The following is a 13,777-nucleotide window of genomic DNA, read 5'->3' on the forward strand; positions in this document are numbered from 1 at the left end:
GAAGAATATTTAGGAGGGGATTCAATTGGCGATTGCCGATATTACGATATTTCCGGTCGGAACGGATTCAACAAGCATCAGCAAATATGTGGCGGAGATTGAGAAGGCGCTGGGAAAAGAACAGGGAAGGGTGAAAATCAAGCTGACTCCGATGAGCACTTTAATAGAAGGGGACATCCATGACCTGTTTGAAATCATTGAAAAACTGCATGAAATCCCTTTTTCAAATGGCATAAAGCGCGTTGAAACGAATATCCGCATCGACGACCGCAGGGACAAACAGCTCACGATGGAAGGAAAACTGGCCTCCGTCGCCGAAAAACTTGACCAATAAAAAACCGGCACAAGGCCGGTATGATAAAAGGAGGTTTGGCCAGGCTCTGGGGGAAGCCCGGCCAAATATGGTTTGCTGCAATTCCTTGCCGCTGTTCTAAATGTAAAACATGAAAAAGAAAAACTTGTGAAATGAACATGATAAAATGATGAGAATTTCTCCGGAAAAAACAAAAAGCGGACCGGAGCCCGCCTTTTGAATGGGTCAACATTTTATCCGTGCAAAAATTTTACACAAACCGCTTCTGGAACGGGGACATCCTTTTGCAGCAAAGTGAGGATTCCGGTTTCCGGATCGCGGGCGTATAAAACGAGCGTGCCCGATTCCTGGTTTGCAGCCACGATAAATTTTTCGGTCGGGTCAAGCACAAAGTCGCGTGGCCAACTTCCTTCGGTTGAGGTGTACTCGACAAGGGACAGTTTGCCGTCCGGACCGACTGCAAACACGGCGATGCTGTCATGGCCGCGGTTTGCGGCGTAAACGAAACGACCGTCGGAAGAGAGATGGATTGCGCTTCCCTGGCTGTTTTCCGTAAAATCTTCCGGAATCGTTTTGATATACTGGACGTCTTTAAACGTACCGGAAGTTTCGTCAAATTCAAGCACAATCACTTCATTGCTCAGTTCTGTCATGCAGTAGGCAAATTTTCGGTCCGGATGAAAGGCAAGGTGACGCGGGCCGCTTCCCGGGCGGACGGAAAGGGCGGCTTTTTCCGTTAATTTGCCGCCATCATGCGCGTACGTTGTAATCGTATCATTGCCGAGGTCCACCGCGACGACATATTTTTCATCCGGGGTAAAGCCTGCAAAATGGACGTGCGGTTTTTCCTGGCGTTCCGGGTTCGGGCCGGAGCCGGTATGTTCGATGACACTTGCTGCCGGCTGCAGGCTGCCGTCTTCGTTTGTCAGATAGGCGCTGACCGTCCCGTTATGGTAGTTGGCGGAGACGACCGTTTTCTTTGCCGAATCCACGCTGACATGGCATGGGGAGGCGCCGCCGGATAATTGGCGGTTCAATTCCGTTAGAGCACCGCTTTCCGCATCAATTGAAAAAGCCGCAACCCCGCCCTGGCTGCCTTCTTTGACAACGGCATACAGATTGCGGTTGTCTGCCGTGATATTGAGATAAGTCGGATTGTCCAGTTTGGCGGCAACTTTCACATCTTCAATTTGCTTTTTTTCTGTATTGAGGGTGAAGGTGTAAATCCCTTCGCTGGCGCCTTTTGTATAGGTGCCGGCATACCCTGTCCATTTTGTTTTTCCCATGGCTGATGCTCCTTCCAATCTGTAATGTGAATATTATAACATAGAAAACGTTTCCCGTTCATTCAGGCGCATTTCCGGGTACGATGTCATGAGCGAAAAACAGGGTGATAAACGGGAAACATGCTCAAAATTGCTCCAAGCAAGCGAAAATATGGTAAATGTTTCATTTTTGTATCAAAATTGAAAGCGAACTGAAATTTTTTGTTGGAGATGTTTTGATAAAATAAAGTAATCGACAAAATTCTACACATCGCTGCATCCCGGATGCAATATGATAGAGATATAAAAGGCCGTGTGAGGAGGAAAATCATGAAGCCGGAAGACCAGTTTGTCCAAAAATGTTATTATGAAACGTTTATCAAAGAAGGGGAAGAGCGCCATCCGCTTGAAGTGCTCGGTGAAGCGTTCGAAAAAGAAAATGCCCTTGAAAATGCCGATCTTTCCTATATCCGCTTTGCACAAGGGGAAATTTATTTTCATTATAAAGATTATGAAGCGGCCGTTTTTAAATGGGAAAGCATACATAACGACTTTGAACCGTGGGCGCAAAAAAACATGGGGGATGCTTATTTTGAACTCGGTCTCAGCAGCATGGCCGAAGAAATTTACAAGTCGGTTCAAACAGACTCTATCGTGTTAAAGACGGAGATCGCGCTTCAGCTCATCTCACTTTATATGGAGGAGCAAAAGCATGACCAGGCTGTCCAGACAATCAAACAAGCGGTCGCTATGAACCCGGACTATCCGAATGTGACGAAAATCGCCCGTGCCTACTTTGAAAAAAACGAAGACTGGATGAATGCGGTTGAACTGGCTGTCAATGAATCCATCCGCACTGAATCGCTGTTTTGGTTTCAAATTTTAAAGTCGTATATTGAAAAAGGGCATACCAAGACGATTGCGCCGGATTATTTTCGGGATGCGCTGTCCGTTTTATACAAGGTGGATCAAATTCAGTTTGAACAACTGGCGGTTGCGCTTTGGCGGTCCTACGAAACGGAGGGCGCGTATCTCGGCTGGCTCCGCGAATTCAATGACCTATTTGCCGGGCTTGAACTCCATTCGCTTGAAACTTGGCACGAGCTGTCTGCCATTTACGGGGAAACCTATTTTTCTTTAATCAGCGGCAGCTATCTGTTAAAACAACTGGCACCGGTGATGCCGGGCATTTTAACGAACTGGCTGCGGATCACGGACCAGGCGCACGCCCTTCAAGCATCCACTGCGGTTCTCGCATGGGGCGATCTTTTTCCGGGCAGCATCGGGCCGCAGCAAATTGCCGATGCGGAAACGATTCTGAATCATGCGGAGCAAACATTGGATCAGCTTGAATATGCGCTCCGGCTCTTTGATTCCATTATGCAATGGGCAAAAAGGAACGGGCTATCCGTCAGCACCCGTTTGAAATGGATGGCGAGGGAGCTGATTGACTTTGATGTCCAGCACATTCTCGTTACCGGCATGAACGGCAGCGGCAAGACGGCCTTTATCCAGTCGGTGCTGGCCGACCCGCTCCCCGAACGGCCGACACAGTTTGTGATGGCGGTGCGCCATGATGATGAACATGCGCTTTCTGTGATCTCGGACAAAGGCATTTCGCCTGTAACGGAAGAGGACAATGCGGCGCCGGAGCCCGGAGACATGCTTGAATGGCGGGGTCCGAGCCGGTTTTTGGAAGAAAATGCGCTTATTTTCATCGATACACCCGGGCTGAACGGGCCGGGGCGGGGAAAGGCATACGAGTATTTGCGTTTTGTTGACGGCGTTTTATTCGTTTTAAATGCAAATGATCCCCTTACAGACAAAGAAGCGGATATGTTGTTGAAAATGAAGGAACAAGTGCCCGGGTTAACGATTCACTTTTTGCTGTCCAAAATGGATATGATATACAGCAAGCAGGAAGCGGCAGATTTAGTGGAAGAAACAGTACAAAAGGTGAAAACGATTTTTCCAGAGGCAAACTTGCACCCTTATACGTCCAATTATGCATCCCGGGAAGCAGGGCTGGATCTTGCCCGCTTTTTCCGGCAAAATTTCAAGCCGGAAAACCTGGAAGAAAGCCGGATTGAAAAACTATCGCACTGCATTCGGGAATCGATTGCCGATCTGCTGAAACAAAGGCTGCAAAATGAACAGCATCTGGTAGAGTCAATCAACCGGCATGAAGATCTGTACGCAAAATTAAACGGAGCGGCAAACCAGCTTCAGGATGTCATCCATGAACAAACCGAGCTTGTCCGCTCGTCCTATCACAGCATGACGCGGAAAATCCGCGATGAACTGCAAAATAAGATTCCGGAAATTTTACGGAAAAGCGCCGATTTTATTAAGCCGGACAGTGATTTTCGGAAAATTCATCTCGAGTTGAATGAAGAAATGAACAACCGGATCCGGCACTTTTTGCAGACGTCCATTTCCCCGAAATACGAGGAGCTGGTGACGGAGTGGATAGAAGCGTCGGAAAGGGAATTGCAGCAAAGCCAGGATTATCTTGATGAAATGGCGGAAGGGTTTAACAAGTTGTACGGGGAAGAGATTCTTGCGCTTGCCTGCGATTTTAAAATTATGGAGGACTGGCGGCGTGATGCGGATCGGATGGCAAACGGAATTCCTTTTGAACCGGTCAATATATTGTTGCGCCATACGCCGCAGCAGGTCCTGTTAAAGAGCGCGGGCAAATTGTTTGGTGTGCTTTCGCAAAACAAAACAATGCTGTATAACCGCTATAAAAAATTTATCGAAAGCGAAGATTATACGGAAATTGCAAACCTTGTCACGAATAAAGTGATGCTGCAATTCGAGCTGTTTGAACAAGGGCTTGAGCGCGATGTCCGCCTGTTCTTTAAAAATCCGGAAACGGTTCTCCGCGAAACGATTGCGGAAACAGGGGCGGCCATTGCCGAGACAAAAGAGATGCTGGAGAATATGAAAGAAAATCCGGAAGTGTATCAGGATCCGCTGAAATTATTCGAACTGAAACTCCGCCAGTTTGAATGGATGCAGCTCGGACAGAAAACAAGCGGGAAAGTGTAAACTTTTCGCAAGACGATGACGGGGCAGGCACAGGGCTTAAGGGGAAACAGGGCTTGCTGAACGCATGGCGAAAGTGCGGATTCAGTAAGCCCCAATATGATCAATAAATGAACCGCCTGAATTTCGCCGGAAACACATGCATGAACCGGTTTGGGAACAGAAAATGAACCGGCCGGATGTTGCGGAAAGCAGATGGATGGAAGCGGCCGAAAATTGTTGAATGAACAGCGCCCATATGCGGCGTTGTTTTTTTATCCTATTTTTCGGGTGTACCGGGCGTTTTCACCTGAAGCAGCGTGGGTTCTAAAAGTGTATTAAAGATAAGCTCCTTTTGGCAAAAACTTGACACTTGTTCGCAATATATTCCTGCTATGATGGATGATACATTCGTGATACTATTAAGATACAGTTTATACTTAGAAATGGGGTGGCATTTTGAAAAGGATTGACCGCATTTACGCGTATCTTGTTGAACAGTCGCAAGGCAAAACGCTTGATGAATGGATCCGTATAGAAGGATTTACAGCTTCGGATATCGCAAAAGACCTTGGCATTTTAAGAAACAATGTCAGTGCCGAGCTGAACAAGCTGTTGCGGCAGAAACGGATTATCAAAATAAAAGGCCGCCCGGTTCATTACTTGGTCAAACAAATCATGGAAGACCTTCTCGGAACGAAATTGCCGGAAGATCAATATGAATATGAAAATATACTTGAAGTGACGGGCGGGCAATCCCCGGATCCGGGCAACGGTCCGTCCGCAAATCATGATACCGCCTGGGAAACGAATCCCTTTGATGACCTGATCGGTTCGAAAACAAGCCTGAAAGTGCAGGTCGAACAGGCAAAGGCGGCCGTCCTCTATCCCCCGCACGGCCTTCATACGCTCATTGTCGGCCAGACTGGTGTCGGGAAAACGCTGTTTGCCAATTTGATGTTCAATTATGCAAAACTGGCAGCCCCGTTTATGGACGAAGACGCCCAATTTATTGTCTTTAACTGCGCGGATTATGCGAATAACCCGCAGCTCCTCATTTCCCACATTTTCGGTCATATTAAAGGCGCCTTTACGGGTGCGGACAGCGAAAAAGACGGCCTTGTTTCCAAAGCGGACGGCGGCATGCTGTTTCTCGATGAAATCCACCGGCTCCCGCCTGAAGGACAGGAAATGCTCTTTTACTTTATGGATACGGGGACGTATGCAAAGCTTGGGGAAACCGAACGGAATCGCAACGCCAATGTCCTGATCGTCGGGGCGACAACGGAAGACCCGGAATCTTCCTTGTTGAAAACGTTTGTCCGCCGTATTCCGATCCTGATCCGGATTCCGTCTTTTGAAGAACGGCCGGCAATTGACAAGATTGAGATTCTGAAATTCCTGCTTGCCATTGAAGCAAACCGCGTCCAAAAACCGATTAAAATTGATGCGGAATCGATGAAGGCGTTAATTGGCAATACGTCATACGGTAACGTCGGGCAGTTGAAATCCAACATCCAGCTTGTCTGCGCCAACGGTTTTCTGCACTGCCTGCACGATGATGTCATTACCATCCACTTTAAAGATCTGCCATCCGAACTGAAAAACGGTTTCTTCTATTTTAGTAGAAAACGCCAGGAAATCCAGGAGCTTTCCGATTTAATTGATTCCTATTTAACGGTTTATCCGGAAGGGGAAAACAAGGCGCTCTTTGAAGAAGACCCGTACGAACCGGATTTTAACCTGTACAACATCATCGAGGACAAAGTCAGTTTTATGATGGAACAGGACGTGTCGGATGAAGACATTAACCGGTTTCTGAAATTGGACATCGATATCCATTTAAACAAGTTTTACAACAAGTTTTCAAGCTATGCGCTGAACCGTGAGAAAATCTTAAAAATTGTCAGCGAAGATATCCTTAATTTCAGCGAAGAAGTGCAGGATATTGTGGAAAAACGGCTGAAGTGCAAAGTAAATGAACGTTTTTTGCTGGCGTTCAGCCTGCACTTGACTTCCTTCCTGAAGCGGGTAAAAAACCAGCAGGTGGCCAATTATACGAATATCGAAAATGTCATCAATGACCGACCGCAGGAGTATCAGCTGTCACTTGATATTTGCAAAATGATCGGGGAAAAATACCGCGTGCATGTACCGGTAAAAGAAGCCATGTACTTAACGATTTTGCTCACATCTCTTATAGACGAACAAAAGGCCGAGCAGGTGGCGATCCTCGTTGCCGCGCACGGGTTCAGCACCGCAAGCAGCATGGTAAGTGTTGTGAAAAGCCTCCTCGGTGAATCGAATGTGGACTGCATTGATATGCCGCTTGATATGGACCCGAAATATGTTTTGGAGGAAATGAAGAGGCGGGTAAAAGAAATTGATATGGGAAAAGGCGTCCTGCTGCTTGTCGATATGGGCTCGCTGACCGGGTTTGGCGATGTGATTACACAGGAAACGGGCATCAAAACGCGGACCATCGATATGGTGACAACGGCGCTCGTCATTGAAGCGATCCGCAAAGCGACGATTATGGAAATGGATCTCGACGATATTTATGAGTCATTAAAGGAATTCCGCGGCTACGGATCTTACCAGATGGAAAGCAAACCGCGGGAAACAGGGAAGCCCGTGAAACCGCAGGCCATTCTTTCCGTCTGTTCAACAGGGGAAGGGACGGCGGAAAAATTAAAGCAGCTGATTACAAGACTGCTCAAAAACATCGGCAAAACCAATATTGCCGTTATCCCGCTGCCAATCAACGAAGTAGAAGAAAAGAAAGAAATGCTGATGCAGAAATATGACATTTTGCTCGCTGTCGGGATTGCCGATCCGAAAGTCCAGGCACCGTTTGTTCCGCTTGAATCTTTGTTTATGGGCGACGGGGAAACGCAGGTCACCCATCTCATTCAAAACCACCAGTTGCTGAAACAACCGCCAAGGTCTCCGGCAATGGTGCGGGAAATGACGGAAGAAAGCCTGAATGAATTTTTAACCTTTTTAAATCCAAAGAAAGTGATCACAGCGATTACGGCGTTTGTCACTGCCCTTGAAAAAATAGCGGAAAGGCCGTTTAACAACGCATCGAAAATCAATATGAATATTCATATCGGTTGTGCGCTCGAAAGAATGGTCACCCAGTCTGGCCTCATTTACAAAAATGACATCACGCCGGAAAAAACTGCTAAAATCAAAAAATATAAAAAGGCGGCGCAAATTTTTGAAGACCAGCTGAAATTGAAGCTGTCGGATGATGAACTTTATTATATTGCCGACATGATCGACCATTTATCTGCCGAGCAAACTGCAGCCGTGCGGTAATTTTTACCTGCAAATAGATTCTCACTATTTGCAGGCTTTTTTTATGCCGGGGAAAAAGACGGAGAGATATCCCTGATACGGAATGCACATGCAGGTCAAAAGTATCAAAATGATACAGGTATTGCAGAACTTTTTAATACAGTAGCGAAATGGAAAATAAAACCCTTTTTCAATGTGTATTAAACAAACGGTTTGTGTATCATAAGCATAAAAGGATTTCTGAAAACGCTTATTTGACAACGGTTGTTTTTTGATACTCAAAAGTTGGCACACATCTTGCATTATAATAGGCGGAAAGGCAAGTTTTTTACGATTGATTAGCAGGAGGTGGTCGGATGGCATTGGATATACGGCTTGCGCGCATTGATGATCGTTTGATTCATGGCCAGGTTGCCACGGTTTGGTCGAGGGCAGTGGGGATTGACCGGATTTTAGTGGCCAATGATGAAGCCGCCAATGACGAGCTGCGAAAGCTTTTATTGAAGCAAGCGACACCACCGAGCATCAAATCACATGTCATTACGAAGCAAAAACTGCTTGAACTTTACCAAAACCGGCTGTTTGACGAAATGAAAGTGATGCTGCTGTTTGTTTCGCCGCAGGATGTACTGGAAGTTGTCCAGGCAGGGGTTGGTTTGAAATCGGTCAATATCGGCGGCATGCGTTTTACGGAAGGCAAGAAGATGATCACCAATTTTATTTCAGTCAATGAGGATGATATCCAGGCCTTTGCGAAGCTGGCTGCACGCGGCATCGAATTGGAAATCCGCCAAGTGCCCGCCGACCGGAAAATCGATTTGATGCAGCTGATCAAAAAGGAAAAACGGCTACATCCATGAATTTAGTTACAGGTTCTTTAGAACTTATTTATAAGATTGATACTGTAACAATACGATTAGGGAGGTAAGAAGATGGTAGGAATTATCATTGCCAGTCACGGCGATTTCGCCAATGGTGTCTTGCAATCCGGAGAGATGATCTTCGGAAAGCAGGAAAATGTAAAAGCTGTTACATTGATGCCGAGCGAAGGCCCTGATAACGTAAAGGCAAAAATGAAAGAAGCAGTCGCCTCTTTCGACAACCAGGATGAAGTCCTCTTCTTAGTCGATCTTTGGGGCGGAACACCTTTCAACCAGGCCAACAGCTTGTTTGAAGAACACAAAGACAAGTGGGCCATCGTCTCAGGCATGAACTTGCCAATGCTCATTGAAGCATTTGCAGCACGCGCCACGATGAACAAAGCCCAGGACATTGCCGCGCATATTTTAGGCGCAGCGAAAGAAGGCGTGAAAGTAAGGCCTGAAGCATTACAGCCGGCCGCACCTTCCAAGCCTGCCGGAAAACCGTTAACGGCAGGGGCTCCTGGCAAGTTTGAATACGTGCTGGCACGGATCGACTCTCGCCTGCTCCACGGACAAGTCGCAACATCTTGGACAAAAACGACACGGCCTACACGTATCATCGTTGTATCGGATGCGGTAGCGAAGGACGAACTTCGGAAGAAACTGATTCAACAGGCTGCGCCCCCTGGTGTAAAGGCACACGTTGTTCCTATCCGTAAAATGATTGAACTTGCGAAAGATGACCAGCATTTCGGTGGCCAGCGCGCCCTGCTTCTTTTTGAAAACCCGCAGGATGTGCTCCGTGCAGTCGAGGGCGGCGTTCCATTGAAAACAATCAACGTCGGTTCCATGGCACACTCGCCGGGCAAAGTTCAGCCAAACAAGGTGCTGGCATTTAGCCAGAATGATATTGATGCTTTCAAAAAAATGAAAGAACTGGGGCTAAAGTTTGATGTGCGCAAAGTTCCGGGCGATGCAAAAGGCGACATGGACGAAATTCTCAAAAGGGCTCAGGAAGAGCTGAACAAACAAAAATAATCCTGCCCATCAGGAGAAAAGGGAGGACGACTCGTTATGGATTTAAATATTGTCCAAATGATACTAGTCTTTATCGTAGCATTTTTAGCTGGTATGGAAGGGATTTTGGACCAATTCCAGTTCCATCAGCCACTCGTTGCTTGTACGTTAATTGGCCTCGTTACAGGTAACTTAGTGCCATGTATTATCTTAGGCGGTACCCTGCAAATGATCGCTTTAGGCTGGGCAAACATCGGGGCTGCCGTAGCGCCGGATGCTGCGCTTGCATCCGTTGCATCTGCCATTATCTTAGTTTTAAGCGGCGCAGGCAAAGCCGGTGTATCTTCTGCAATCGCGATTGCCGTTCCGCTTGCGGTTGCCGGCCTCTTATTGACGATCATCGTTCGTACCATTGCAACAGGGATTGTCCACTTAATGGATGCCGCAGCGCGGGAAGGAAACATCAGAACAGTTGAGTTTTGGCATATTGTTGCGATTTGCCTGCAAGGGCTGCGTATTGCGATTCCGGCAGTCCTGGTTTTAGCCATTGGTGCAGGACCGGTGCGTGACTTGTTATCCGCCATGCCGACCTGGTTGACAGACGGCCTTGCAATCGGCGGGGGAATGGTCGTTGCTGTTGGTTATGCAATGGTCATTAATATGATGGCGACAAGAGAAGTATGGCCGTTCTTCGCCATTGGGTTCGTTTTGGCAACTGTTTCGCAAATTACCCTTATCGGCCTTGGCGGTATCGGTGTGTCACTTGCACTGATTTATTTGGCGCTCTCCAAACAAGGCGGCTCCGGTAAAGGCGGCGGAAATGCAAACACCGGCGATCCGTTAGGCGATATTATTGACAATTACTAAGAAGGAGGCGGACAGAAAAATGGCACAAGAACTAAAATTATCTAGAAAAGATCGTATTTCTGTATGGTGGCGTTCAACTTTCCTTCAAGGTTCCTGGAACTATGAACGGATGCAAAACGGCGGCTGGGCATATACCATGATTCCGGCCATCAAAAAATTATATAAAACGAAAGAAGACCGTTCTGCTGCCCTGCAGCGCCACTTGGAATTTTTTAACACTCACCCTTATGTCGCTGCACCGATTGTTGGTGTAACTTTAGCGCTTGAAGAAGAACGTGCAAACGGCGCTCCCGTTGACGACACAGCCATTCAAGGTGTGAAAGTCGGGATGATGGGGCCTTTGGCAGGGATCGGGGATCCGGTATTCTGGTTCACGGTCAGGCCAATCCTTGGTGCGTTAGGTGCTTCTCTGGCATTGAACGGCAACATTCTCGGGCCAATTATTTTCTTCGTTGCATGGAACCTCATCCGGATGGGATTCCTGTGGTATACACAAGAATTCGGCTACAGAGCTGGTTCAAGAATTACGGAGGACTTATCGGGCGGCATTCTTCAGGATATTACAAAAGGCGCATCGATCCTTGGGATGTTTATCCTTGGCGCGCTGGTTAACAGATGGGTATCGATTAAGTTTACACCAGTTGTATCACAAGTAAAACTTTCTAAAGGCGCTTATATTGACTGGAATCATTTGCCTGCCGGAGCACAGGGGATTAAAACGGCGCTTGAACAGCAAGCTGCCGGCCTCTCATTGGAACCGGTCAAAGTCACGACATTGCAAAACAACCTGGACAGCTTAATTCCGGGCCTTGCCGCATTGCTTTTGACGCTGTTCTGCATGTGGCTTTTGAAAAAGAAAGTGTCTCCGATCGTTATGATTCTTGGATTGTTTGTTGTTGGTATCGTATTCCATTTAATTCACTTAATGTAAGAAAAGGCAAATGCCCGGGCTTTCTGGCCTGGGCTTTTTTCAAAAAAACCGCCAGCCCCTGGGTTGTATACGGGTTCTGAGTATGTTTTGCTTCAGGCGGTAAAACTTCGTATAATAAGGGAGAGGCCAGCCGGGGAAGATTTGCCCCGGATTTACAAATACGGTTGCGGGAAGAATTGCGATGTACAGCCGTTTCACCGGTCAACCAGGACCCTTTTTAGAAGCGAAGATCCGGAAATCAAGATAAGCTGTATAGATATGAATTTTTGAAACCACAAAAAGAAAAGAACGGGGTGGATCAAATGGTCCAATCAATCAATACAAAAGTGGATTTGGTGATAAAGGCAGCCGCGCATATGGGATTGACAGATTACGGCAAAATCATGATCGGCGATAAAGGATTTGAATTTTTCAATGAGCGCGATGTGCGCAAATACATTCAAATTCCTTGGGAAGAAGTCGATTACGTGATCGCTTCCGTCATGTTTAAAGGAAAATGGATCCCGCGTTATGCGATCAAAACGAAGAAAAACGGGACATACACCTTTTCTTCCAAAGATCCGAAAAGGGTGTTGCGGGCGGTCCGCCAATATGTGGATCCGAATCGGATGGTTCAGTCACTGAGTTTCTTCGATGTTGTGAAGCGCAGTTTTAAGAGAAAACCGAAAAAGCAATAGTTTTAAAAGACAAGGCAGGTTAAACTTGTCTTTTTTTGTTGGCTGTTCCGGGGAAATGGCAGGAAGAGCACGGAAAGTTTCCCTGAAGCCGGGCTGTTTGAAAAGCCGGATCACAGGACCGTTCTGAATCGTCGTCCAAAGCCTGTGGGCGTTGTCATTTTGTAAATATTATGATATGTTTTTTTATGAAAGCATCAGGGGTATTGGCAACTTTGTTTTACATAAAACTGTAAGTGCTTACAGTTTTGGCAAAATACAGAAACGGAGGATGGATGGAGATGGGAAATACGACACAGTTTGTGCCGGGGCTTGAAGGGGTTGTCGCTGTTGAAACGGAGCTTTCTTTTCTTGACACGGCCCAAGGCGAGATCGTTTTAAAGGGGTATGACTTGATTGAGTTGTCGAAAACGAAAAGCTATCTGGACATCGTGCATTTGCTTCTTGAAGGCACGCTCCCGAATGATGCCGAGAAAAAAGCGTTGGAAGAAAGTTTAAAGAAAAACTACCGGATTCCAGACGCCGTGCTGGACATTTTGAAGCTATTGCCGGCATCCACCCACCCGATGGATGCGCTCCGTACAGGGGTTTCAGCGCTGGCGGGGTATGATGAAAACCTGCTGGACCGCTCCCGTAAAGCCAATTTAAACCGTGCATACCATTTGCTCGGGAATGTGCCGAACATTGTTGCAAACAGCTACCATCTTTTAAATGGCGAGGACCCGGTTGAACCGCGGCAGGATTTGTCGTACAGCGCCAATTTCCTGTACATGATCACCGGGAAAGTCCCTTCGGAAAAGGAAGAAAAGATTTTCGACCGTTCCCTTGTCCTGTACAGCGAACATGAACTGCCGAATTCGACTTTTACGGCAAGGGTCATTGCGTCCACCTTGTCCGATTTATACGGGGCGTTAACAGGCGCAGTGGCATCGCTCAAGGGCCATCTGCACGGGGGCGCCAATGAAGCGGTGATGGAGATGCTGAAAGAAGCCGGCACGGTGGAAAAATTTGAAGAAATGCTTTATACGAAACTGAAAAACAAAGAAAAAGTAATGGGGTTCGGCCACCGCGTCTACATGAAAAAGATGGACCCGCGCGCCTTGATGATGAAAGAAGCGCTGAAAGAACTTTGTGCGGAAAAAGGGGATCATTCGCTGCTTGAAATGTGCGAAGCCGGGGAAAAAATCATGGCGCAGGAAAAAGGGCTCTATCCGAACCTCGATTATTATGCAGCCCCGGTTTATTGGATGCTCGGCATTCCGATTCCGCTTTATACGCCGATCTTTTTCAGTTCAAGAACGGTCGGGCTGTGCGCACATGTGATGGAGCAGCATGAAAACAACCGCCTGTTCCGTCCGCGCGTCCAATACAAAGGCCCGCGCGGTTTGCATCCGCAAGATTAAGTTTTAAAAAGGCCTGCGACCGGATGGCTTGCATTCGCAAGATGAGGTTTTAAAAAGGCGGGACCATTAAGAGATAAAGTGAACAAAAAGCTGGGGTAAAACGCTGTCTTA

10 protein-coding genes are annotated in these 13,777 nt (G+C 47.1%); 9 read left to right on the top strand and 1 reads right to left on the bottom strand.

The window, feature by feature from the left end; all coding sequences use genetic code 11:
• Positions 1–25 precede the first annotated feature (25 nt).
• Entirely contained in the window at positions 26–334 is a 309-nt protein-coding gene (locus tag OF158_RS03705) for an MTH1187 family thiamine-binding protein (protein ID WP_014096016.1), read from the top strand.
• Positions 335–546: 212 nt separating this feature from the next.
• Here the strand turns inward: OF158_RS03705 and OF158_RS03710 are convergent, their stop codons facing one another.
• On the bottom strand, positions 547–1,599 hold the full coding sequence (locus tag OF158_RS03710; RefSeq protein WP_014096015.1) for a lactonase family protein: 1,053 nt from the start codon (positions 1,597–1,599) through the stop codon (positions 547–549).
• A gap of 309 nt (positions 1,600–1,908) precedes the next feature.
• Between OF158_RS03710 and OF158_RS03715 the strand changes: the two genes are divergently transcribed.
• From OF158_RS03715 to mmgD, 8 genes are all read left to right on the top strand, one after another.
• Complete coding sequence (locus OF158_RS03715; RefSeq protein ID WP_014096014.1) at positions 1,909–4,632, top strand: GTP-binding protein; 2,724 nt, start codon at positions 1,909–1,911, stop codon at positions 4,630–4,632.
• 435 nt (positions 4,633–5,067) lie between these two features.
• Positions 5,068–7,932: a sigma-54-dependent transcriptional regulator gene (locus tag OF158_RS03720; RefSeq protein WP_014096013.1), complete on the top strand. Its 2,865-nt coding sequence runs from the start codon at positions 5,068–5,070 to the stop codon at positions 7,930–7,932.
• Between the two features lie 335 nt (positions 7,933–8,267).
• Entirely contained in the window at positions 8,268–8,771 is a 504-nt protein-coding gene (locus OF158_RS03725; protein WP_014096012.1) for a PTS sugar transporter subunit IIB, read from the top strand.
• Between the two features lie 72 nt (positions 8,772–8,843).
• The gene (locus tag OF158_RS03730) at positions 8,844–9,812 is read left to right on the top strand and encodes a mannose/fructose/sorbose PTS transporter subunit IIA (RefSeq protein ID WP_014096011.1); all 969 of its coding nucleotides are present in this window, start codon (positions 8,844–8,846) and stop codon (positions 9,810–9,812) included.
• A 36-nt stretch (positions 9,813–9,848) separates the two neighbouring features.
• Positions 9,849–10,658, top strand: coding sequence for a PTS mannose/fructose/sorbose transporter subunit IIC (locus OF158_RS03735; protein ID WP_014096010.1), 810 nt, complete (start codon positions 9,849–9,851; stop codon positions 10,656–10,658).
• Between the two features lie 19 nt (positions 10,659–10,677).
• Positions 10,678–11,589, top strand: coding sequence for a PTS system mannose/fructose/sorbose family transporter subunit IID (locus OF158_RS03740; RefSeq protein WP_014096009.1), 912 nt, complete (start codon positions 10,678–10,680; stop codon positions 11,587–11,589).
• Positions 11,590–11,891: 302 nt separating this feature from the next.
• A complete protein-coding gene (locus tag OF158_RS03745) occupies positions 11,892–12,266 on the top strand; it encodes a DUF956 family protein (RefSeq protein ID WP_014096008.1) in 375 nt (124 codons plus the stop codon).
• A 278-nt stretch (positions 12,267–12,544) separates the two neighbouring features.
• Positions 12,545–13,666 carry a citrate synthase gene (mmgD, locus tag OF158_RS03750; protein ID WP_017551979.1) on the top strand — a complete coding sequence of 374 codons (1,122 nt, stop codon included), beginning with the start codon at positions 12,545–12,547 and terminating at the stop codon, positions 13,664–13,666.
• Positions 13,667–13,777 lie beyond the last annotated feature (111 nt).

The sequence above is a fragment of the Weizmannia sp. WK01 genome (assembly GCF_025905465.1).
GTDB classification, from domain to species: Bacteria; Bacillota; Bacilli; order Bacillales; family Bacillaceae_C; genus Weizmannia; species Weizmannia faecalis.

Bases quoted from the DNA above. Each gene is read 5' to 3' on its own strand.
- OF158_RS03710 (WP_014096015.1), bottom strand. From the start codon at position 1,599: ATGGGAAAAACAAAATGGACAGGGTATGCCGGCACCTATACAAAAGGC.
- OF158_RS03715 (WP_014096014.1), top strand. From the start codon at position 1,909: ATGAAGCCGGAAGACCAGTTTGTCCAAAAATGTTATTATGAAACGTTT.
- OF158_RS03725 (WP_014096012.1), top strand. From the start codon at position 8,268: ATGGCATTGGATATACGGCTTGCGCGCATTGATGATCGTTTGATTCAT.
- OF158_RS03730 (WP_014096011.1), top strand. From the start codon at position 8,844: ATGGTAGGAATTATCATTGCCAGTCACGGCGATTTCGCCAATGGTGTC.
- OF158_RS03735 (WP_014096010.1), top strand. From the start codon at position 9,849: ATGGATTTAAATATTGTCCAAATGATACTAGTCTTTATCGTAGCATTT.
- OF158_RS03740 (WP_014096009.1), top strand. From the start codon at position 10,678: ATGGCACAAGAACTAAAATTATCTAGAAAAGATCGTATTTCTGTATGG.
- OF158_RS03745 (WP_014096008.1), top strand. From the start codon at position 11,892: ATGGTCCAATCAATCAATACAAAAGTGGATTTGGTGATAAAGGCAGCC.
- mmgD (WP_017551979.1), top strand. From the start codon at position 12,545: ATGGGAAATACGACACAGTTTGTGCCGGGGCTTGAAGGGGTTGTCGCT.